Source organism: Sphingomonas baiyangensis (assembly GCF_005144715.1).
GTDB classification, from domain to species: domain Bacteria; phylum Pseudomonadota; class Alphaproteobacteria; order Sphingomonadales; family Sphingomonadaceae; genus Sphingomonas; species Sphingomonas baiyangensis.
Map to the genome: position 1 here is coordinate 35,562 of NZ_SWKR01000001.1, position 21,213 is coordinate 56,774.

General features: G+C 68.2%; 16 protein-coding genes and 1 tRNA gene. 6 read left to right on the forward strand and 11 right to left on the reverse strand.

All coding sequences use genetic code 11. The features are described 5' to 3' along the window. Nucleotides 1–161 precede the first annotated feature (161 nt). Together FBR43_RS00155 and FBR43_RS00160 are read left to right on the forward strand one after the other, a co-directional pair. The gene (locus FBR43_RS00155; protein ID WP_136941234.1) at nt 162–1,451 is read left to right on the forward strand and encodes a PAS domain-containing protein; all 1,290 of its coding nucleotides are present in this window, start codon (nt 162–164) and stop codon (nt 1,449–1,451) included. Nucleotides 1,452–1,530: 79 nt separating this feature from the next. Further along, nucleotides 1,531–6,159, forward strand: a complete 4,629-nt coding sequence (locus tag FBR43_RS00160) for an NAD-glutamate dehydrogenase (protein WP_136941235.1) — start codon at nt 1,531–1,533, stop codon at nt 6,157–6,159. Nucleotides 6,160–6,193: 34 nt separating this feature from the next. Here the strand turns inward: FBR43_RS00160 and FBR43_RS00165 are convergent, their stop codons facing one another. Continuing rightward, entirely contained in the window at nt 6,194–8,263 is a 2,070-nt protein-coding gene (locus FBR43_RS00165) for a putative bifunctional diguanylate cyclase/phosphodiesterase (protein WP_136941236.1), read from the reverse strand. 110 nt (nt 8,264–8,373) lie between these two features. Here FBR43_RS00165 and FBR43_RS00170 point away from each other — a divergent pair, with 110 nt between their 5' ends. The 3 genes from FBR43_RS00170 to FBR43_RS00180 all read left to right on the forward strand — a co-directional run bounded on the left by FBR43_RS00170 (nt 8,374) and on the right by FBR43_RS00180 (nt 11,768). Beyond that, complete coding sequence (locus FBR43_RS00170) at nt 8,374–9,888, forward strand: fumarate hydratase (protein ID WP_136941237.1); 1,515 nt, start codon at nt 8,374–8,376, stop codon at nt 9,886–9,888. A gap of 2 nt (nt 9,889–9,890) precedes the next feature. Continuing rightward, nucleotides 9,891–10,505 (forward strand): GNAT family N-acetyltransferase, encoded by a 615-nt coding sequence (locus FBR43_RS00175; protein WP_136941238.1) that lies wholly within the window; start codon nt 9,891–9,893, stop codon nt 10,503–10,505. Between the two features lie 102 nt (nt 10,506–10,607). After that, nucleotides 10,608–11,768: an MBL fold metallo-hydrolase gene (locus tag FBR43_RS00180; protein WP_136941239.1), complete on the forward strand. Its 1,161-nt coding sequence runs from the start codon at nt 10,608–10,610 to the stop codon at nt 11,766–11,768. 132 nt (nt 11,769–11,900) lie between these two features. Here the strand turns inward: FBR43_RS00180 and FBR43_RS00185 are convergent, their stop codons facing one another. Genes FBR43_RS00185 through FBR43_RS00205 form a run of 5 tightly spaced genes read right to left on the reverse strand, consistent with a single transcriptional unit; the run spans nt 11,901 to nt 15,896 of the window. Continuing rightward, nucleotides 11,901–12,683, reverse strand: a complete 783-nt coding sequence (locus FBR43_RS00185) for a MipA/OmpV family protein (RefSeq protein WP_136941240.1) — start codon at nt 12,681–12,683, stop codon at nt 11,901–11,903. After that, nucleotides 12,680–13,075, reverse strand: a complete 396-nt coding sequence (locus FBR43_RS00190; protein WP_136941241.1) for a VOC family protein — start codon at nt 13,073–13,075, stop codon at nt 12,680–12,682. The genes FBR43_RS00185 and FBR43_RS00190 overlap by 4 nt, the downstream gene beginning before the upstream one ends. Nucleotides 13,076–13,088: 13 nt before the next feature. Beyond that, nucleotides 13,089–13,667, reverse strand: coding sequence for a DUF3617 domain-containing protein (locus FBR43_RS00195; RefSeq protein WP_136941242.1), 579 nt, complete (start codon nt 13,665–13,667; stop codon nt 13,089–13,091). Next, nucleotides 13,664–15,016 (reverse strand): amidohydrolase, encoded by a 1,353-nt coding sequence (locus FBR43_RS00200; protein ID WP_136941243.1) that lies wholly within the window; start codon nt 15,014–15,016, stop codon nt 13,664–13,666. Before FBR43_RS00200 ends, FBR43_RS00195 begins: the two co-directional genes overlap by 4 nt. Nucleotides 15,017–15,071: 55 nt before the next feature. Then, nucleotides 15,072–15,896, reverse strand: a complete 825-nt coding sequence (locus FBR43_RS00205) for a ferredoxin--NADP reductase (RefSeq protein WP_136941244.1) — start codon at nt 15,894–15,896, stop codon at nt 15,072–15,074. A 223-nt stretch (nt 15,897–16,119) separates the two neighbouring features. Between FBR43_RS00205 and uvrB the strand changes: the two genes are divergently transcribed. Continuing rightward, the gene (gene uvrB, locus FBR43_RS00210; RefSeq protein ID WP_136941245.1) at nt 16,120–18,309 is read left to right on the forward strand and encodes an excinuclease ABC subunit UvrB; all 2,190 of its coding nucleotides are present in this window, start codon (nt 16,120–16,122) and stop codon (nt 18,307–18,309) included. Between the two features lie 48 nt (nt 18,310–18,357). On the opposite strand, the gene gmk is transcribed toward uvrB, so the two are convergent. The 5 genes from gmk to FBR43_RS00235 all read right to left on the reverse strand — a co-directional run bounded on the left by gmk (nt 18,358) and on the right by FBR43_RS00235 (nt 21,171). Beyond that, complete coding sequence (gmk, locus tag FBR43_RS00215) at nt 18,358–19,011, reverse strand: guanylate kinase (RefSeq protein WP_136941246.1); 654 nt, start codon at nt 19,009–19,011, stop codon at nt 18,358–18,360. 51 nt (nt 19,012–19,062) lie between these two features. Beyond that, a complete protein-coding gene (locus tag FBR43_RS00220; RefSeq protein WP_136941247.1) occupies nt 19,063–19,266 on the reverse strand; it encodes a hypothetical protein in 204 nt (67 codons plus the stop codon). 71 nt (nt 19,267–19,337) lie between these two features. Further along, the gene (locus FBR43_RS00225; protein WP_136941248.1) at nt 19,338–19,574 is read right to left on the reverse strand and encodes a hypothetical protein; all 237 of its coding nucleotides are present in this window, start codon (nt 19,572–19,574) and stop codon (nt 19,338–19,340) included. Nucleotides 19,575–19,621: 47 nt separating this feature from the next. After that, a complete protein-coding gene (gene fumC / locus FBR43_RS00230) occupies nt 19,622–21,013 on the reverse strand; it encodes a class II fumarate hydratase (RefSeq protein ID WP_136941249.1) in 1,392 nt (463 codons plus the stop codon). Between the two features lie 84 nt (nt 21,014–21,097). Then, nucleotides 21,098–21,171: transfer RNA gene (locus tag FBR43_RS00235), tRNA-Gln, on the reverse strand. Nucleotides 21,172–21,213: the final 42 nt, after the last annotated feature.

Sequence of the window (21,213 nt, forward strand, 5' to 3'; positions counted from 1 at the left end):
CGTGCCGCGTGCGGAGGCGGCGCTTAGCAGGCGGCTTGCGGGCTGGCAAGGCGCGAGATTGAGCGGGGCGTAATCGCCGACCGCTTTACGCATCGTTTACCACGCAGCGTGCACAAGCGGCATCACCGGGGCCGCGTTCGGCCCGCGTTGGGGACAGGCGCATGAATATGGTTCGCGGCGAGGATGATCGGTTCGGCGGCACCGGCGGCGCCGATGCCGGACGCGGCGACGATCGCGGTCGCCGCCCGCTCGACATCGGCACCGATGAGCGGCGGATGCACGTCCGCGCCTATAATCACTGGGTTTCGCTGCTGCACGGACGCGCCTATCCCTCGATCGAGGATCTCGATCCCGCCAATATAGCCGATTTCGGATCGAACAGCGTGCTGCTCGATTTCTCGCGCGGCATCGAGGATCCGACGATCCAGTATCTGGGCCGCGCGCTGCGCGAGGAGTGCGGCGTCGAATCGGGCATCACGCAGATCAGCCAGGTGCCCAGTCGCTCGCTGCTGTCGCGCCTCACCGACCATTATCTCCAGATCATCGCCAATCGCGCGCCGATCGGCTTCGAGGCCGAGTTCGTCAGCCAGCGCGGCCACAACACCATGTATCGCGGCATCCTGATGCCCTTCTCGTCCGACGAGGACACGATCGACTTCATCTACGGGGTCATCAACTGGAAGGAGATGGTCGACGCCGAGACGCAGGCGCGCCTCAATGCAGAGATCGAGGCGGCGCGGCGCGAGCTTCCGCGCCCGCAGGCGGCGCACCATGCCTGGGCCGACGGACCAAGCGCCGGGTTCGACGAGGCGCCGGCAACGTCGGCACCCGAACCCGCCGCCGACACGCCGCCCGGCGCCGATGCGGCGATCTGGGACCATCTCGACCATGCACGCGCCTGCGCTGCCGAAATGGCCGAGAGCGACGGCCGCTCGCGCGCCGCGCTCTATCGCACGCTCGATCGCGCCTATCGCTTCGCCGAGGCGGCGGCCGCCGATCCCGCAGGCTATGCCGAGCTGCTCGCCGATGCCGGCGTCAAGCCGCAGGCGCGCGCGCCGATGACGCCGATCGTCAAGCTCGTCTTCGGCATCGGCTACGACAAGCGCCGCGTCACCGAGTTCGCGACGGTGCTGACGCATGCCCGCCGCAACGGCGTGGCGGCGCCCGAGTTCGCCGATTTCCTCGATCGCGCCGAAGGCGGCATCAAGGGCGTGGTCGCCGCCGAGCGTGCCGCGCGTCGCCCCGCTGCCGATACCGGCGCCACGCTTGCCGATGCGGCCAAGCGCCTGCGCGAACGCGCCGCGCTCGCCAGCCTGCCGATCGCGGCGGGCGACGACGAGTTCGTGCTGCTGCTGGCGCGCGCGAACATCGACGGCATGCTCGATATCGTCGCCACGCTCGACGGCGACCGCGCGATGACCGAGCGCGCGGTCCGCAGGGCGGCGCGCTGACGCGCTCGCGCGTCGCTTCGCCACCGCCAAGCGTCGACGGCGCTTGAGCCATGCGCCAACCCGGCGCATAGGCGGGCATATGTCGAAGAAACAATCGAACAATGCCGAAAAGGCAATCGCCGCGTTGCTGTTCGAAGGCGCGCTGCCGGGAGAGACCGAAGGACTGGACAAGGCCGAGCGCGGCGAGATCGCGCGCTTCGTCGCCGAGGCTGCCGCCGTGCGGCCGCCGGGCAAGGCGGTATCGGCGATCGCGACCTTCGCCGATGGCGAGCGGCGGCGGATGCGGCTGGCGGTCATCAACGACGACATGCCCTTCCTCGTCGATTCGATCGCCGCGACGGTGGCGGCGCACGACGTCCAGATCGACCGCATCATCCATCCGGTAATCGGCGTGCGGCGCGATGCCGAAGGCGCGATCGAGGCGATCGACGCAGCCGCCACGCCCGAATCGATGATCTATCTCGAGCTTGACCGCATCGACGCGCGCGATCGCCGCGCGCTGCTCGCCGAGATCGAGCGCAACCTCGCGCATGTCCGCCACGCCGTCGCCGACTGGCCGGCGTTGCAGGCCGCGCTCGGCGCCGATGCCGATGCGATCGAGGACGACGAGGGCGCGGCGCTGCTGCGCTGGTTCCTCGACCGCAACATGACGCTGCTCGGCCATGAGCGCTGGCTGCGCGACGGCACCACGAGCGACCGGCTGGGCATCGCGCGCGCCACCTTCGACGTGCCGCTGCTGGCCCCCGCCTCGCGCGAGCTCGCGATCGAATGGTTCGAGCGCGGCAATGCGGCGCCGTTGCTGCTCAAGTCCAACTGCATCGCCACCGTCCACCGCCGCGTGCCGCTCGATCTGGTGCTGGTGCCGATCCGCGAGGGCGGCAAGGTCGTGGGCCTCTCGCTGCACGCGGGCCTTTGGACCTCGGCGGCGCTCAACGCCGCGCCCGGCGACGTGCCGCGGCTGCGCGCCAACATGGCCGCCCTGTCGCACAAGTTCGGCTTCGATCCCAAGGGCCATACCGGCAAGGCGATGGCGCATGCGCTCACCGCGCTGCCCAACGACCTCACCGCCGCTTTCCCGGTCGAGGCGATCGAGGCGCTGGCGCTCACCGCCATGTCGCTCGCCGACCGCCCGCGGCCCAAGCTTGTGCTCGTCAAGAGCGCGCTCGGCCGGCACCTCTATGCCTTTGTCTGGATGCCGCGCGACGAGGTGTCGACCGGCCGGCGCGAGGCGATCGGCGCGATGCTCACCGAGGCGGCGAATGCCAGCCTGCTCAACTGGTCGATCGAGCTCGAGGACGGCGAGGTCGCGCTCATCCGCTACATGCTCGATCTGCGCGGCGAAGGGCGCATGCCCGATGCCGCCGCGCTCGACCGGCGGCTCGAGCGCATGGTGCGCGGCTGGAATCCCGCGGTCGAGGCGGCGCTCACCGAGCTTGCCGGCGCGCGCGCGACGCGGCTGACGCTGCGCTACGCCGCCACCTTCCCCGCCAACTACCGCACCACCTACGGCCCCGACGAGGCCGCGCACGACACGCTGCGGCTGGCGGCGATCGAGGACGAGACGCAGCGCCAGGTACGGATCATCGCCGACGACGATCCCGACGACAATTTCTTCCGCATCAAGATCTATCGCGAGGGCGGCACGCTGCCCTTGTCCGACGCGGTGCCCGTGCTCGAGAATTTCGGTTTTCGCGTGATCGAGGAAGTGCCGACCGAGCTGATCGACGAGACGCGACCCGTCATCCACGACTTTCTCGTCGAAACGCCGGGCGCGCCCGATGCCGAGCGCAATCTCGATCGCCCGATGGTCGAGGATGCGATCCGCGCGGTGCTCGAGAACCGCGCCGAGAACGACGCGTTCAACCGCCTGATCGTCGAGAACGGCGTCGCGCCGCGCTCGGTGGTGCTGCTGCGCGCATGGTTCCGCTATCTGCGCCAGACGGGCATGGCTTATGGCCTGCAGACGGTGGTCGATGCGCTGCGTCGCGCACCCAAGGTGGCGACCGCGCTGATCGCGCGGTTCGAGGCGGCGCATGATCCCTCACGCGATCGCGCCAAGGCCGACGCCGAGGTCGAGAAGGCGGCGAAGGCGATCGATGCTGGGCTCGAAAAGGTTTCGGCGATCGACGACGATCGCATCCTGCGCGCGCTGTCAGGCGTCGTAGCCGCGACGCTGCGCACCAACGCCTTCGCGCCCGCCGCAAACGAGGCATTGGCGTTCAAGCTCGATTCGGCGCGCGTGCCGGGGCTGCCGCAGCCCCTGCCGTGGCGCGAGGTGTTCGTCTATTCGCCGCGCGTCGAGGGCATCCATCTGCGCGCCGGCCCGGTCGCGCGCGGAGGCCTGCGCTGGTCCGACCGGCGCGACGATTTCCGCACCGAGATCCTCGGCCTGATGAAGGCGCAGCGCGTGAAGAACGCGGTGATCGTGCCGACGGGTGCCAAGGGCGGCTTCTATCCCAAGCAGCTCCCCTCCCCCGCCAATCGCGACGCCTGGCTCGCCGAGGGCACCGAGAGCTACCGCATTTTCATCCGCTCGCTGCTGTCGATTACCGACAACATCGTCGAGGGCGCGGTGGTGCATCCCGATCAGGTCGTGGTGCATGACGGCGAGGACCCTTATTTCGTCGTCGCCGCCGACAAGGGCACCGCGACGTTCAGCGATGTCGCCAATGCGCTGGCGCAGGAGCGCGGCTTCTGGCTGGGCGACGCCTTCGCGAGCGGCGGGTCGAAGGGCTACGACCACAAGGCGATGGGCATCACCGCCAAGGGCGCCTGGGTGTCGGTGCAGCGCCACTTCGCCGAACAGGGCGTCGACGTGCAGACCGACAGCATCGACGTCGTCGGCTGCGGCGACATGTCGGGCGACGTGTTCGGCAACGGCATGCTGCTGTCGAAGGCGATCCGCCTCAAGGCGGCGTTCGACCACCGCCACATCTTCCTCGACCCCGCGCCCGATCCCGCCGCAAGCTGGGACGAGCGCGACCGGCTGTTCGCGCTGCCGCGATCGAGCTGGGCCGATTATGACCCGGCGCTCATCTCGAAGGGCGGCGGCGTGTTCGCGCGCAGCGAGAAGACGATCAAGCTCACGAAGCAGGTGCGCGAGATGCTCGGCGTCGAGGATGCGCAGCTCGAACCATCGGCGCTGATCCAGGCGATCCTGAAGGCGCCCGTCGACCTCATCTGGTTCGGCGGCATCGGCACCTATGTGAAGGCCGCCTCCGAAGGCCATTCGGATGTCGGCGATCCGGCGAACGATCGCACGCGCGTCAACGCCGAGCAGCTGCGCGCCCGCGCGATCGGCGAGGGCGCCAATCTGGGCGTGACGCAGGCGGCGCGCATCGCGTTCGCCGCGCGCGGCGGACGCATCAATACCGACTTCATCGACAATTCGGCCGGCGTCGACTGCTCGGACAACGAGGTCAACATCAAGATCGCGCTCAACCGCGAAGTGACCGAAGGCCGCCTCAAGCTCGACAAGCGCGACGCGCTGCTCGAATCGATGACCGACGAGGTCGCGCACCTCGTGCTCGAGGACAACCGCCTCCAGACGCTGGCGCTGTCGTTCATGGAGAGCGACGGTGCGGTCGCGGTGCCGAGCTATCTGCGCGTGATCGAGATACTCGAGGCCTCGGGCCGGCTCGACCGCACGGTCGAGGGGCTGGGCACCAACGAGGATCTGCTGCGCCTCGCGCAGGACGGCCGCGGCCTCACGCGGCCCGAGCTCGCGGTGCTGCTCGCCACCGCCAAGCTGGCGTTGCAGGACGCGATCGAGGATGCGCCGCTCGCCACCGATCCCGAGACCGAGGGCGATCTGATGGCCGCCTTCCCGCGCCCGATGCAGAAGAAGTTCGCCGATGCGATCCGCGAGCATCGCCTGCGCGGCGAGATCGTCGCGACCAAGCTCGCCAACCGCATCGTCAACCGGCTGGGCGTGCTGCATCCCTTCGAGCTTGCCGAGGAGGAAGGCGCTGCGATGGCCGACATCGCCGCGATGTTCGTGGTCGCCGAGCGGTTGTTCGGCCTGCCCGCCTTGTGGGAGGAAATCGAGAACGCGGCGATCCCCGAAGCGGCGCGCATCGCGCTGCTTGACGAAGTGGCGGTCGCCGCGCGTTCGCAGATCGCCGATCTGCTGCGCACCGCGCCGAGCGGCGCCTCGCCCGCCGATGTGATCGCGCGGCTGAAGCCCGGTATCGACAGCCTCGACAAGAAGACGCGCGAACTGCTGCTCGAGGAAGCGAGCGCGCAGAGTGACCGCATCGCCGCCAAGCTCGAAGCATCGGGCGCGCCGCGCGCGCTGGTGAAGAAGGTAGTGCGCATCTTCGAGCTCGACGGCGCCGTCGGCCTCGCCGATCTCGGCTCGCGCCTCGGTATCGAGGAAGCCGTGCTCACGCGCGCCTTCACGCGCCTTGGCCATGCGCTGGGGCTCGACTGGGCGCAGGCCAATGCCGCGCGCGTCTCGTCGGGCGATCCGTGGGAGCGGCTGCTGATCGCCGGCCTCGCGCGCGATTTCCAGCAGTTGCGGCTCGATTTCCTCGCGCGGCATGGCAATTCGGACCCGCAGGAAGCCGTCGAGCGCTGGCTCGATGCCAATGCGCCGCGCGTCGAGCAGTTCGCCAAGCTGATCCAGCGCGCGCGCCGTGCGCCAACGCCCAACGCGGCGATGCTGGCACAGATCGCCGGGCAGGCTCGCGTGCTACTGGCGCGGTGAGGGACCGCGGCGCGCAAGCGACCGCGAGCAGCCCCTAGCGCCGGGGGCGCGTAGCAGGCGGATGCATCCGCTCGAGGTTGAAACGCTCGTCGAATGCCAGGCCCGCCTGCCCGTCATGCGCCCAGCGCACGGTCGCGTTGAACATCTGGCCCTCGATCAGCTCGATCTGGACGGGGAATTGCGCGGCGCCTTCGGGAAAGGCGATGCCGTCGATCATCGCGCCCGTCGTCGATACGTTGCGGATGCGCACCTCGCCTGACTGGTCGCCCGCCTGCAACCGCGCCCAGCGCAGCGTCCGGATGCGCGGCGCGCGGCTGATGCGATAGCCACCGGGCTGCGCGAAGCCTTTGCGGCTGAGCGCCACCGCCGCCTCGGCGTCCATCGGGCGACCATAGACATAGCCCTGGATGTGGCTGCACCCTAGCCCGCGGATCAGCTCGATCTCGTCCTGCACCTCGACGCCTTCGGCCGTCGTCTCCATGTCGAGCGCGGCCGCGAGCGTCACGATCGCCTGAATGATCGCGGCGTTGCGGCTGCCGCTGATCGCCGCGCCGCGCACGAAGCTCTGGTCGATCTTGATCTTGTCGAACGGCGCCTTGCGCAGATAGCCGAGCGACGAATAACCGGTGCCGAAATCATCGAGCGCCAGGCGCACGCCCAGCCGCTTGAGACTGGCGAACATCGCATCGGTCGACGCACTCTCGTTGAGGAAGACGCTTTCGGTGATCTCGAGCTCGAGCCGCTCGGGCGCGAGATTGCCCGCCGCCAGTGCGCGCGCGACGACGGCGGGAAAGGCCGGGTTGGCGAACTGGATGGGCGAGACGTTCACCGCGACGCGCGCGTGATTCGCGAACTGGCGCGCCGCGGCGATGGCGGTATGCAGCACCCATTCGCCGATCGGCTCGATCAGGCCGCATTCCTCGGCGATCGGAATGAAATCGGCGGGCGAAACCGGCCCGCGCACCGGGTGCTGCCAGCGCACCAGCGCCTCGTAGCCAACGATGCGCGCGTCGCCGGTGGCGACCACCGGCTGATAGACGACCTGCAACTCGCCGCGTTCGAGCGCGTGGCGCAGATCGTCCTCGAGCGCCTTTCGCGTCTGCGCGCCCTCGAGCATGTTCTCGTGATAGAAGCGGTGCACGCCGCGCCCATCGGCCTTGGCGGCATAGAGCGCGAGATCGGCGCTGCGCACCAGCGTTTCGGCGTCGTGCCCGTCTTCGGGCGCGATCGCCACGCCGATCGAACAGCCGATCGTCACCGACGATCCGGCAAGGAAATAGGGCTGCGAAAGCTGCGCGATGATCGTGCGCGCAAGCTCACCCAGCCGGTCGCGATTGCTTTCCTCGGGCAGCATCACCTGAAATTCGTCGCCGCCCAGCCGGCCGACCAGCCCGCTTTCGCCGACAACGCGCTGCAATCGCTGCGCCACCTGTTGCAGCAGCAGGTCGCCCACCTGATGGCCGAGCGTATCGTTGACCGCCTTGAACCGGTCGAGATCGAGCAGCAGCATCGAGATCGAACGATACGAACGCCGCGATTGCGCCAGCGTCTGGTCGAGCGAGAGGCGCATGCGCTGGCGGTTGGCGAGGCCGGTCAGCCCGTCGAACAGCGCCAGGCGTGTGATTTCGGCCTCCGAGCGGCGCTTCTCCGAAAGATCGCTGCCGCTGCCGGTGAAGCCCTGGAACTGGCCGAACGCATCGAGCCGGGGGCGCCCCGAGATCGACCAGCAGCGATCGGCGGCATCGCCCTGCGCGGCACGCACCGCATAGTCGGAAAAGGATGTCCGCGCGGTAAAGTGGAAGGCAAGCGTCCGCTCGGTATCGGGGTTGTCGCCGTCCATCTGGAACAGCGCGGTGAGCGGCGCGCCCAGCGCAGGGCTGTCGGGCGTGCCGAGCGCTTGCGCGACCTTGGCCGACAGATAGGTCAGCCGGCCCGTGCGGTCGGTTTCCCAGAACCATCCCGCGCCATGTTCCTCGACATGGCGCACGAGCCTGAGCGCCGTCTCGCCCGCGGCGGCGCGCACGGCCTCGTCGTCGCGCGCAGCGCTGCCGAACAGCCCGCGTACCGCCCCCAATTGCCGCTTGATCTCGAACCCTGGTGCCACCCGCCAATTCTAGCGGGCAATGCTTACCGATTTGCTGCGCGGGGCTTGGCCCAAACGGCGGCGCGCCCTATGCGATCGCCAGCATTTTCCCTGCCTCGGACCCCTGCCCCATGACCGTCACCATTCGCGAAGCCGACCTGATCGAAAGCGTCGCCGACGCGCTCCAGTTCATCAGCTACTATCACCCGATGGACTATATCCGCGCGCTCGGCGAAGCGTATGAAGCCGAGCAATCGCCCGCCGCCAAGGATGCGATCGCGCAGATCCTCACCAACAGCCGGATGTGCGCCGAGGGCCACCGGCCGATCTGCCAGGATACCGGCATCGTCACGGTGTTCGTGCGCTGGGGGCAGGATTGCCGGCTCGAGAGCACGCGCTCGTTGCAGGAAGTGATCGACGAGGGCGTGCGCCGCGCCTATCTGCACCCCGAGAACAAGCTGCGCGCCTCGATCCTCGCCGACCCCGCCTTCACGCGCCGCAACACGCGCGACAACACGCCATCGGTGCTGCATGTCGAGATGGTACCCGGCGCCACCGTTTCGGTCGATGTCGCCGCCAAGGGCGGCGGCAGCGAGAACAAGTCGAAGTTCAAGATGATGAATCCCAGCGACAATATTGTCGACTGGGTGCTCGAGATGATCCCGCAAATGGGCGCCGGCTGGTGCCCGCCGGGCCTGCTCGGCATCGGCATCGGCGGCACTGCCGAAAAGGCGATGCTGCTCGCCAAGCAGTCGCTGATGGGCGCGATCGACATGGGGCAGCTGAAGGCGCGCGGCCCGCGCGACGATATCGAGGCGCTGAGGATCGAACTGTTCGACAAGGTCAACGCGCTCGGCATCGGCGCACAGGGCCTGGGTGGGCTCTCGACGATCCTCGACGTCAAGATCCTCGACTGGCCGACGCACGCCGCCTCCAAGCCCGTCGCGATGATCCCCAATTGCGCCGCCACCCGCCACGCCCACTTCACGCTTCGTGGAGAGGGGCCGGTCTATCTCGAAGCGCCGAGGCTCGACGAGTGGCCCGACGTGAACTGGACGCCCGACAAGGCCGCGATCCGCGTCGATCTCGACACGCTGACGCCGGAAGTGGTGCAGAGCTGGAAGCATGGCGACCGGTTGCTGCTCTCGGGCAAGATGCTCACCGGCCGCGACGCCGCGCACAAGCGCATCGCCGACATGCTGGCAAAGGGCGAGCAGCTGCCTGTCGAGTTCGCCGGCCGCGTCATCTATTATGTCGGCCCCGTCGATCCGGTGGGCGAGGAAGTCGTCGGCCCCGCCGGCCCCACCACCGCCACGCGCATGGACAAGTTCACGCGCATGATGCTCGAACAGGGGCTGCTCGCGATGGTCGGCAAGGCCGAACGCGGCCCCGCCGCGGTCGAGGCGATCCGCGATCACCAAAGCGCCTATCTGATGGCGGTGGGCGGTGCGGCCTATCTGGTCGCGCGCGCGATCAAGGGCTCCAAGGTCGTCGGCTTCGCCGATCTCGGCATGGAAGCGATCTACGAGTTCGAAGTCGCCGACTTCCCCGTCACCGTCGCGGTCGATGCCGCGGGCGAGAATGTCCACCACCTCGCCCCGCTCGTCTGGCGCGAGAAGATCGCCGCGATGGCCGAGCCCGCCTGACGATGGAGGCCATCGCGTTTCACGATGCCGAAGCTGCGGCACGCGAGGCGTTATGGTGGATTTACGAGGAAGCGCTGCCCGCCAGCGAACGCAAGACGCGCGATGCGCTCGCCGCGATCGGCGACGATCCCGAATATAGCTTCACGCTGTTCTGCGCCGACGGCGCAGTCGCCGGCTTTTCGATCCTGTTCCTTCCGATCGACGCCCAGTTCGCGGTGCTCGAATATCTCGCCGTCGATGCCGGCCGCCGATCACGGGGCATGGGTGCATCGATCATGCAGGCGGTAATCGACCAGACAGGCGACCGCACGCTGCTGATCGAGATCGATCGCGACGGTAGCGAACAGGCGATGCGCCGCCGCCGCTTCTACGAGCGCTCGGGATGCATGGTGCTTGACGGTGTGCGCTATCGCATGCCGCGAATCGGCGCTGAGGCACCTCCCGAAATGGCGTTGCTTGCGCGTTTGGCCGATGACCATGCCACGCTATCACGCGATACGCTTCGCGATTGGATCGCCGTCATCGACACTCGCATGTACGCGCAGGCGCGCGACGACAGGCGCATCGCCGCAATGCTCGACAAGGCGCCCGCGATGTGGCGGCGCGCCGATGGCTGAGCATCGCCGGCCGTCGCGTCGAGCGGTTCGCGCTACCGCCCCGGGGCACAAAGCGCGGCTTCGTGAATTGATGCCGATCGGTCATCCGGAAAGTGGAGCGGCATGAAGAAGGCAGCGAGGACGATCGGCTGGACGCTGCTGTGGCTGATCGTCACCGCATGTCTTGCCGCCACCATCGTCCCTGCCTTTCTCGATCGCGTCTATTATCGCGGCCCCGTCAGCGATCATTTTGACGGGCAGCGCTTCTTCAATCCCGATGGCGAGGATACCGTGCGCCCTCCCACCGGCGGCTCGCGCGGCGGCTTCTTCGCGCGGATGCTCACCGACGACCGGCCCGAATGGCCCGATCGCATCGACATCCAGCGCGCACGCCCGCCCGCGCGCGTCGATGGCGACCGGATGCTCGTCACCTGGATGGGCCATGCCAGCCTGCTCATCCAGACGCAGGGGCTCAACATCCTGACCGACCCGATCGTGTCGCGCACTGCCGGCCCGTTCGGCATCGGCCCGCAGCGCATCGCACCCTCGGGCATCGGCCCCAATGCGATGCCCAAGATCGACCTGATCGTCGTCAGCCACAATCACTACGATCATCTCGATCTGGCAACGCTCAAGCGCTACTGGGATCGCGACCGGCCGCGTATCGTCACGGCGCTCGGCAACGATGCGATCATGGCGCATGAAGATATCGAGGCGACCGCGCTAGACTGGGGTGGCCGCGCCAATATCCGTCCGGGCATCGACGTGGTGGTGATGCGCAATCATCACTGGTCGAGCCGCTGGTTCACCGATCGCAACCGCGCCCTGTGGTCGGCCTTCGCGATCACGCTGCCCGGCGGCAACATCTTCTTTTCAGGCGACACCGGCCTCGGTGACGGAAGCTGGGCCGACGAGGCTGCCGCCCTCGGCCCCGTCCGCTTCGCCGCGATCCCGATCGGCGCGTTCCGGTTCGAGGAAGGGCAGATGGGCACCGGCAACCATATCGGCCCCGTCGATGCGGTCGAGGTCTATCGCCGGCTGGGCGCCGCCCGGGCGCTCGGCGTGCATTGGGGCACCTTCCGCCTGAGCTACGAAGCGCGCGACACGCCGCCGCGCCTGCTCGCCGCCGCGCTTGCGTGCACCGGCCAGACGGGGTTCGGCACGGTCGAGATCGCCGGACAGGTCGAGGTGCCCGCCTATGTGTCACCGCGCGCGATGCAGCCGATCGATCGCGAGGCGTTGCTCGCATGTCTCGACACGCCGAAGGTGCGCGCGCTGCGCTAGAGTCGTTTTCGGCTTCGCTGAACCGGCACCGGCCCGCTCCCCCACCCGGCCACCCATGAGGATAGCCTGGCTGGGTGGCCGGGTGGGGGAGCGGGCCGGTGCCGCTCTGTTTCAGCTTTGCTGAAACAGACTTTAACGCACGCCGCGCCCGAAGGTGTAGCTGAGCGCGATGCCGCCCGAAATCTGGTTGGCGGTGCCGAACGCGCGCGTCACCGGCGAGCGGCCGGCATCGCCCGCCAGCCGATCATATTTGGCGTAGCTGTAGATGCCCCAGCGCGGTGTCAGCTGGCGGATGAAGCCGGCCGTGAGGCCGACGGCGTTGATCCCCGCGCGTGCGTCGAACGCGGCGATGCCCGCTGCCGCCGCATCGGCCGGGGCGGCGGTGAAATAGGCGTCCTGGTAGCGATTGTCGGCCAAGGTCACGCGCGGGCCGATCGAGAACAGCCAGCGATCGGCGTTGCGCAGCACATAATCTGCGCCCGCAACCGCGATCAGCCCCTTGTGGCCGCTCAGCCCCTTGCGCACCTCGGCGCGCAGCCGCAGCGCCGGCAGCGGCTCGTACTGGACGAAACCGCCGAGCTCGAAGCTGAAGCCGACCTCGGGCAGCGCCACCCCCACCTCGCGCCGCGTCCGCCGCCCCTCGACGCCGATCGCGGGACCGATCGCCAGCGTCTCGCGGCGCAGCAGCGGAAAGCCGAAGCTCTCGTCGGGCGCCTCGAAGTCGAAGGCGTCGTCGCCGCGCGCACGCGACACGTCGACCAGCGGGCGCCATGCCAGCCCGTCCGAACCCGGATAATTGGGCACGAGTTGCGGCCCGAGCGCGACGCGCGTGCGTACCGGGCGCGCATCGTCCTGCGCGACCGCCGGCACCGCCAGCGCCGCCACATACGCGCATACCAGCGATCGAAGGATCATGCGCCGGGCATGGGCACGTTGAACACCGCCAGCTTGTTGCCTTCGAGGTCGCGAAAATAGGCGGCGTAGAAGCCCATCGCCTCGGGCTCGCGCAGGCCCGGCGCGCCCTCATCGCTGCCGCCCAGTTCCATTGCCTTTGCGTGCAGCGCGTCCACCTTGTCGCGGCTGTCGACATTGATCGCCACCATGCTGCCATTGCCCGGCGCCGCGCTGCCGCCGTCATAGGGTCGCGTGAGTACGATGCCCGGCTGGTCCCAGCCGGTGCCCCACATGGTGAAGTCGTTCTCGGGCCATTCCATCAGCCGCTTGGCGCCGATGGTAGCAAGCAGCGCGTCGTAGAAGGGCAGCGTGCGCGCAGGCTCGTTCATGCCGAGCGTGACATAGCCGATCATCGTCTCTCTCCCGTCAGGTCGTGCAGTCGCCCAGCCGCTTGCCCGTGACGCGCGCCGCCATCGTCAGGCTTTCGGCCCCCGCGACATTCGTCACCTCGAGCCGGTTGTCGATATCGAAGCTGGTGGCATCGTAGCGGCCCTGCATCGTGGCGGTCATCGCCGGCTGGTCGGCCATCGCCATGCACGTCATCGCCGCGGCGATGCGCCCGTTCGCCATGTCGTATCGATCGAAGCGGCAATTGCCCCGATCGGTGCCGCTGAACATCGTCTCGTTGGGGCGCGTGGCCTCGTCGGGCGTCATGCAGCTGGAGCTGGTGCGCACCGTGATGAGCTGCTTGCGCATCTGATCGACCATCGCGGGCGGCATCCCGGCGATCTGCGCGTCGGTTACTTGAACGCGCGTTTCCCATTCGCCGGGCGAGAAGGCGGCGGCGCCCAGGCCGCCGGCGGCCTCGGTCTGTTCGGCGACTTCGCCGACGCTCGCATTTCTGAGGCTGATCTCGCCGGTACGCGCTGCGCTCTCGGTCGTCGATTCGCCGCCACAGCCGGCGAGCGCGCCCGCCAGCAGGATCGCCCGTCCACCATGCCTCATTGCCCCGCTCCTTGCGTTGCCGATTGCGGTCCCATCAGGTCGAGCACGGCGGCGGTCATCGCGGTCGCGCCTGTGACGATCGCGGGCTCGGGTTCGATGCGGAACAGCGGCGAATGGTGCGAGGGCACCGGCGCGCCGCCCTTCGCCGCCGCCGCGATATCGGCGGCCGGGGTGCCGCCGACGGCGAAATAATAGCCGCGCACGCCGGTATCGGGCTGCACCAGATAGGCGAAGTCCTCCGCCCCCATGCCCTGCTGGACGAAGGGCTCGAAGCGCGCCGCGCCCAGCTCGCGCTGCAGCACGCCATTCAGCCGGCGCGCCAGATCGCCATCGTTGATCGTCGTGGGCGTGCCCTCGACCACGGTGACGACGGGCATCTTGTCCTTCGCCATGCCGTTGAGCTCGCCCACGCCGCGCGCGACGCGGCGGATGCCGTCGATCAGCCGCTTGCGCTCGGCCTCGTCGTTGGCGCGCACCGTCACCTGCAATTTCGCCATGTCGGAGATGATATTGTGCTTGAGCCCGGCATTGAACGCACCGACGGTGATGACGCCCGGTTGCAGCGGATTGCGCTCGCGGCTCACCAGCCCCTGCAACGCGATGACGAGCTGCGAGGCCATGTAGATGGGGTCGCGTCCGGCATGCGGGCTGGCACCATGCGCGCCGACGCCGGGCACCGCGATATCGACCGAATCGGACGACGAATACTGGATGCCCTCGGCCGCCGATACCTTGCCCGCCTCGAGCCCGGCGGCGACGTGGAAGGCGAGCGCATAATCGGGCTTGGGAAAGCGCGTGTAGAGCCCGTCGTCCATCATCGCCTTGGCGCCGCCCACACGCTCCTCGGCGGGCTGGACGATGAAGACCAGCGTGCCTTTCCAGCGATCACGCAGCGCCGCAAGCCGCCGTGCGCTGGCGACCATCGCGGTGATGTGCGTATCGTGCCCGCAGGCATGCATCACGGGCGCCTCGACACCGTCGACGCCCACCTGCCGCGCCTTCGAGGCATAGGCGAGCCCCGATTTCTCCTCGACAGGCAGCCCGTCCATGTCGGCGCGCAGCAACACCACGGGGCCGTCGCCGTTCTTCAGCACGCCGACCACGCCGGTGCCGCCAACCTTCTCGGTCACCTCCATGCCCGAAATCTTGCGCAGCTCGGCGGCCATGCGCGCGGCGGTGTTTGTCTCGCGGAACGAGAGTTCGGGATTGGCGTGGAACCACTCGAACAGCGCGCGCAAGTCGCGGTCGTAATCGGCCTTTACCGCCGCGGCGTAATCGGGCTCGGCCGAAGCGGGCGCGGCCAGCCCCAGCGTCAGCGCCGCGGCAGAGGTGGCGAGCAGGCGACGCATGATGATTCCCCCCGGCTGTGATGTGCCCGGGAGAGTATCGCATCGCCTGCCGAGATCAATCGACGAAGGCGCGCTCGATCACGAAATCGCCGGGATTGGCGTTCGATCCCTCGGTGAAGCCCTGTGCTTCGAGCCGGGCTGCGAAATCGCGGATCATGCCCATGCTGCCGCACAGCATCACGCGGTCGGTCGCGGGATCGAAGCCGCGCTCGCCGGTCAGCGGCGGCGCGAACAGCCGGTCGTCGTCGACCAGATCGGGAATGCGCCCCCTGGTGTGGAAATCCTCGCGCGTCACCGTCGGCACGTAGTGGAACTGGAGCAGCGCCTGATCGCCCACCAGCGGATCGTCGGCGAACTTGGCGCTCATCTCGTCATGCCAGGCAAGGTCGGCAACGCGGCGCACGCCGTGCACGATGACGATCTGGCCGAACCGCTCATAGGCATCGGGATCGCGCGCGATCGACAGGAAGGGCGCCAGGCCGGTGCCCGTCGAGAGCAGGAACAGCCGCCGCCCCGGCGTCAGCGCGTCGAGCACCAGCGTGCCCGTGGGCTTGCGGCCCATATAGAGCTGGTCGCCCGGCTCAATCGTCTGGAGGCGCTGCGTCAGCGGCCCGTCCTCGACCTTGATCGACAGGAACTCGATCTCGTCGGACCAGGCGGGGCTGGCGACCGAATAGGCGCGCATCACGGGCTTGGCACCCTCGCCCACACCCGGCAGCCCGATCATCACGAACTCGCCCGAGCGGAAGCGGAAGCTCGCCGGCCGCTCGACCGCGAAGCTGAACAGATGCTCGTTCCAGTGCCGGACCCACTTTACCGCGACGGTCGAGAACGCGGGATTGTCGGGGATCACGCGCTCGGTGCGCGTCATCAGGTTCATGCGGTATCTCCGGGCTTGCAGAAGCGCACGCGCGCGTGGCGTGCGAGGATGGCGGCTGATATGGGAGGCAAGGCGCGGTGCACAAGCCGGTTTGGCATTGCGCCGGCGATAGCGGGGCTTGGCACGCGGTACTCCATGTTGCGAGCGGGTCGCAATAAAGCGTTGCTGTCGCAGGTCAATCCCCGCGTTGCCGCATCGCCGCCGCCTCCCCATATCCGGCGCGATGGCGATCCAGATCCGCACCAACCTGGCCGAACCCGAAACCGGGCAGAGCTTCGTCCCCCACCGCCCCGCCCGCCCGCCTAAGGCCGAAGGCGGCCGGCCGTTCAGGCTGGTCAGCGACTATGCGCCCGCCGGCGACCAGCCCGCCGCGATCGCCGAACTGGTCGAGGCCGCGCGCGGCGGCGAGCGCGATCAGGTGCTGCTCGGCGTCACCGGATCGGGCAAGACCTTCACCATGGCCAAGGTGGTCGAGGCGTTGCAGCGCCCCGCGCTGGTGCTCGCGCCCAACAAGATCCTCGCCGCGCAGCTCTATGGCGAATTCAAGTCGTTCTTCCCCGAGAACGCCGTCGAATATTTCGTCAGCTATTACGACTATTACCAGCCCGAGGCCTATGTCCCGCGCTCGGACACGTACATCGAGAAGGAAAGCTCGGTGAACGAGGCGATCGACCGGATGCGCCATTCGGCCACGCGCAGCCTGCTCGAACGCGACGACGTGCTCATCGTCGCGTCGGTATCGTGCCTGTACGGCATCGGCTCGGTCGAAACCTATTCGGCGATGATCTTCGACCTGAAAAAGGGCGAGACGCACGACCAGCGCGAGATCGTGCGCAAGCTGGTGGCGCTGCAATACAAGCGCAACGACGCCGCCTTCCAGCGCGGCGCCTTCCGCGTGCGCGGCGACAGCCTTGAGGTGTTTCCCTCGCATTACGAGGACACCGCCTGGCGCATCAGCTTCTTCGGCGACGAAATCGAGGAGATCACCGAGTTCGATCCGCTGACCGGATCGAAAGTGGCGAGCCTCAACAGCATCCGCATCTACGCCAACAGCCATTATGTGACGCCCGGCCCCACGCTCAAGCAGGCGACGCACGCGATCCGCCACGAGCTTGAGGAACGGCTCAAGGAATTGCAGGCCGAGGGCCGGCTGCTCGAAGCGCAGCGGCTCGAGCAGCGCACCAATTTCGACCTCGAGATGATCGCCGCCACGGGTTCGTGCGCGGGCATCGAGAATTACAGCCGCTTCCTCACCGGCCGCCTGCCCGGCGAGCCGCCGCCGACCCTTTTCGAATATCTGCCCGAGAATGCGCTGCTGTTCGTCGATGAGAGCCACCAGACGATCGGCCAGATCAACGGCATGGCGCGCGGCGACCATCGCCGCAAGATCACGCTTGCCGAATATGGCTTCCGCCTGCCTTCGTGCATCGACAACCGACCGCTAAGGTTCAACGAGTGGGACGCGATGCGCCCGCAGACCACCTATGTCTCGGCGACGCCCGGCGGGTGGGAGATGGAGCGCACCGGCGGCGTGTTCGTCGAGCAGGTCATCCGCCCGACGGGCCTCATCGACCCGCCGGTCGAGATCAAGCCCGTCGAGGAGCAGGTGCAGGACCTGATCGTCGAGGCGAAGAAGACGACCGAGCTGGGCTATCGCACGCTGGTGACGACGCTCACCAAGCGCATGGCCGAAGACCTGACCGAGTATATGCACGAGGCCGGCATCAAGGTGCGCTACATGCATTCGGACGTCGAGACGCTCGAACGCATCGAGCTGATCCGCGACCTGCGCATGGGGGTGTACGACGTGCTGGTGGGCATCAACCTGCTGCGCGAGGGGCTCGACATTCCCGAATGCGGGCTTGTCGCGATCCTCGATGCCGACAAGGAAGGCTTTCTGCGCTCCGAGACCTCGCTGATCCAGACGATCGGCCGCGCGGCGCGCAACGTCGAGGGTCGCGTGATCCTCTATGCCGATCGCATGACGGGCAGCATGGAACGCGCGCTCAACGAGACCAACCGCCGCCGCGAGAAGCAGGAAGCGTACAACGCCGAACACGGCATCACCCCCACCACGATCAAGCGCAACATCGGCGACATCATCGCGCACGTCGCGTCGAAGGATCAGGTGACGGTCGAGATCGACGCCGATCGCCCGCACATGGTCGGCCACAATCTGCGCGCCTATATCGAGGAGCTTGAAAAGAAGATGCGCAAGGCCGCCGCCGACCTCGAATTCGAGGAAGCCGGCCGCCTGCGCGACGAAATCCGCAGCCTTGAAGCCGAGGAACTCGGCCTGCCCGACCATGAGCGCAAGGCCCCGGTCATGGGTCGCAGCAACGAAGGCAAGCCGGGCACGCGCAAGGATCGCTTCGGCAAGACGCGGCGCAAATGGGGTGGCGCACGGGGGTAGGTGGGCGACGAGCTCGATCGCATCACGCCGCGCGCCGCCTGACGGCGATCAGTTCTTCAGCATCGAGCGGATGAAGCCGATCAGCCCCGTCTGGCGCGAGCGCTTCAGGCGTTCGGCGGCCAGGATCGTGCGCACGCTCTGGTAGCAGGCTTCGACATCGTCGTTGACGAGCACATAGTCATAGCCGTCCCAGTGGCTCACCTCGCCCGCCGCGCGGGCCATGCGCGCGTCGATCACCGCCTCGGCGTCGGTCGCGCGCGCGGTCAGGCGGCGGTGGAGTTCCTCCATCGACGGCGGCAGGATGAACACGCGCACCACGTCGCCGCCGGCGATCTGGAAAAGCTGCTGCGCGCCCTGCCAGTCGATATCGAACAGCACGTCGCGTCCCGAATCGAGGATCGCGTCGACCTGTGAGCGCGGCGTGCCGTAGCGATGATCGAACACATGCGCCCATTCGAGAAACGCATGATCGGCCACCATCGAGCGGAACCGCTCGAGATCGACGAAATGATAGTCGCGCCCGTCGACTTCGCCGGGGCGCATCGGCCGCGTCGTCGCCGATACCGACATTTCGAGCTGCGGATCGCTCGCCAGCAGCTTGCGCGCGATCGTCGATTTGCCTGCACCCGAGGGCGAGGACAGCACGAACAGCACGCCGCGACGCCGGAAGCCGTGCGGATCGGACTCGGGAGTATGCGCCATGGGGGCCTTTGGGCCGCTCGCCGCCGCCGCGTCAAGCCATGGCGCGCGGTCTTACAGCGGCCGGCGCTTCGATGCCTTGCGCCGCTCGTACAGCTTCTTGCCGACATAGGCCGCGCCGAGCGCGGTGCCGAACGGCCCCATGCGCCGCAGCACGCTACCCGCCGCCCAGCCGAGCGCCGCGCCCTTCATGCCGCCCGAACCATCGCGGCGGTCCATTTCGCGGCCTACCAGGGCGCCGATGACACGCTTCAGCATGCTTCCAATTCCTCGTCTGATTCCAGAAGTTCGAGCGCGCGGCGGGGGGGAAAGTTCCGCCTGCGGCACGATCAGTCGCTTGCCGCTTTTGCGCCATCGCCGCTCACCGCGTCGCCCAACGCGTCGACGCCTTCGCTCAGGCCCTTGAGCACCAGCCAGCCCACCGCGTAGGTGAACGCGATCGGTACCGCCACGCGCAGCACGCCGCCAATGATCGCGCCCTTGAGCGCACCGTCGAGTGGCGAATCGTCGCCATCCGAAGCATCGAGCGCGCCGCCGATCAGCGCGCCCCACTTGATTCCCACCATGTCGCACAGCCTCCAGTTGCGGGCGCATCAATCGCGCAAGCGGCGTGTCAGTTCCCGACCATCGTCTCGGGGCGGACCAGCCGGTCGAACGTCGCTTCGTCGACCAGCCCCAGCGCCAGCCCTGCCTCGCGCAGCGTCGATCCGCTTTCGTGCGCGTGCTTGGCGATGCGCGCGGCGGCGTCGTAGCCGATCTCGGGCGCCAGCGCGGTGACGAGCATCAGCGACCGGTCGACATGTTCGGCGATCCGCGCCTCGTTCGCCACCAGCCCCTCGATGCAGCGCTCGGCGAAGCTTTCCATGCCCGTCGCCAGAAGGTCGATCGAGCGCAGCACATTGGCGCCGATCAGCGGCTTGAACACGTTGAGTTCGAGATGCCCCTGCAACCCGCCTACGGTGCAAGCCATGTGATTGCCCATCACCTGTGCCGCCACCATCGTCAGCATCTCGCACTGCGTGGGGTTGACCTTGCCGGGCATGATCGAGCTTCCCGGCTCGTTGGCGGGAAGCTCCAGCTCGCCCAGCCCCGATCGCGGGCCGCTGCCGAGCAGGCGGATATCGTTGGCGATCTTGGTGAGCGCCACCGCCAGCGTGTTGAGCGCGGCCGAAAGGTGCACCAGCGCGTCGTTCGATGCCAGCGCCTCGAACTTGTTGGCGGCAGGCACGAACGGCAGGCTGGTGAGCGATGACAGCTCATTGGCCATCGACTGGTCGAAGCCCCTGGGCGCGTTCAGCCCGGTGCCGACGGCGGTACCGCCCTGCGCGAGCTTCATCACACCATGCGCCACCGCGCCATCGATCCGGTTGCGGCAGGCATAGATCTGCGCGGCATAGCCCGAGAATTCCTGGCCCAGCGTGAGCGGCGTCGCATCCTGCAAATGCGTGCGGCCGATCTTGACGATGCCGTCCCACGCCTCGCTCTTCGCCCCCAGCGCCTCGAACAGCCGGTCGAGCGCGGGATAGAGCCGCTGATAGGCCGCGCAGGCGGCGGCGACGTGCAGCGCGGTGGGGAAGCTGTCATTCGAGGACTGGCCGCGATTGACGTCGTCATTGGGGTGCACCGGCGCCTTGCCGCCGCGCGTGCCGCTGAGGATCTCGTTGGCGCGGCCGGCGATCACCTCGTTGACGTTCATGTTGGTTTGCGTGCCCGATCCGGTCTGCCAGATGACGAGCGGGAACTGGTCGTCATGCAGGCCGGTCGCCACTTCCTCGGCCGCCTTGTCGATGGCGTCGGCCTTGTCGCGCTCGAGCCCCTGGCGCCGCGCGATCCGCGCCGCCGCCTGCTTCACGCGCGCCATCGCATGGACGATGCCGATCGGCATCCGCTCGCTCGCGCCGAAGGGGAAATTGGCGATCGAGCGCTGCGTCTGCGCGCCCCAATAGGCATGGGCGGGCACGTCGATGGTGCCCAGCGAATCACTTTCCTGGCGATAGTCGGTCATGCCCGCGACAACCCGTCAGCCGGCAGGTCGATCCTTCGCGGCCAGCAGCCGTTGCGGCGGGCACCGGGAAGGTCCGGGAGAGGATGGATGCCCCGCGTGGATTCGAACCACGATTGACGGAGTCAGAGTCCGTAGTCTTACCATTAGACGACAGGGCAACGGGAGGCGCGCAGATAGGCGGGCGTTCGGGGGCTGTCAAC

What these genes read in the sequence shown, in the direction of transcription:
- FBR43_RS00185 (WP_136941240.1), bottom strand. Translation starts at nt 12,683, where the DNA reads ATGATCCTTCGATCGCTGGTATGCGCGTATGTGGCGGCGCTGGCGGTG.
- FBR43_RS00170 (WP_136941237.1), top strand. Translation starts at nt 8,374, where the DNA reads ATGACCGTCACCATTCGCGAAGCCGACCTGATCGAAAGCGTCGCCGAC.
- FBR43_RS00160 (WP_136941235.1), top strand. Translation starts at nt 1,531, where the DNA reads ATGTCGAAGAAACAATCGAACAATGCCGAAAAGGCAATCGCCGCGTTG.
- gmk (WP_136941246.1), bottom strand. Translation starts at nt 19,011, where the DNA reads ATGGCGCATACTCCCGAGTCCGATCCGCACGGCTTCCGGCGTCGCGGC.
- FBR43_RS00195 (WP_136941242.1), bottom strand. Translation starts at nt 13,667, where the DNA reads ATGAGGCATGGTGGACGGGCGATCCTGCTGGCGGGCGCGCTCGCCGGC.
- fumC (WP_136941249.1), bottom strand. Translation starts at nt 21,013, where the DNA reads ATGACCGACTATCGCCAGGAAAGTGATTCGCTGGGCACCATCGACGTG.
- FBR43_RS00180 (WP_136941239.1), top strand. Translation starts at nt 10,608, where the DNA reads ATGAAGAAGGCAGCGAGGACGATCGGCTGGACGCTGCTGTGGCTGATC.
- FBR43_RS00225 (WP_136941248.1), bottom strand. Translation starts at nt 19,574, where the DNA reads ATGGTGGGAATCAAGTGGGGCGCGCTGATCGGCGGCGCGCTCGATGCT.
- uvrB (WP_136941245.1), top strand. Translation starts at nt 16,120, where the DNA reads ATGGCGATCCAGATCCGCACCAACCTGGCCGAACCCGAAACCGGGCAG.
- FBR43_RS00200 (WP_136941243.1), bottom strand. Translation starts at nt 15,016, where the DNA reads ATGCGTCGCCTGCTCGCCACCTCTGCCGCGGCGCTGACGCTGGGGCTG.
- FBR43_RS00220 (WP_136941247.1), bottom strand. Translation starts at nt 19,266, where the DNA reads ATGCTGAAGCGTGTCATCGGCGCCCTGGTAGGCCGCGAAATGGACCGC.
- FBR43_RS00175 (WP_136941238.1), top strand. Translation starts at nt 9,891, where the DNA reads ATGGAGGCCATCGCGTTTCACGATGCCGAAGCTGCGGCACGCGAGGCG.
- FBR43_RS00155 (WP_136941234.1), top strand. Translation starts at nt 162, where the DNA reads ATGAATATGGTTCGCGGCGAGGATGATCGGTTCGGCGGCACCGGCGGC.
- FBR43_RS00205 (WP_136941244.1), bottom strand. Translation starts at nt 15,896, where the DNA reads ATGAACCTGATGACGCGCACCGAGCGCGTGATCCCCGACAATCCCGCG.
- FBR43_RS00190 (WP_136941241.1), bottom strand. Translation starts at nt 13,075, where the DNA reads ATGATCGGCTATGTCACGCTCGGCATGAACGAGCCTGCGCGCACGCTG.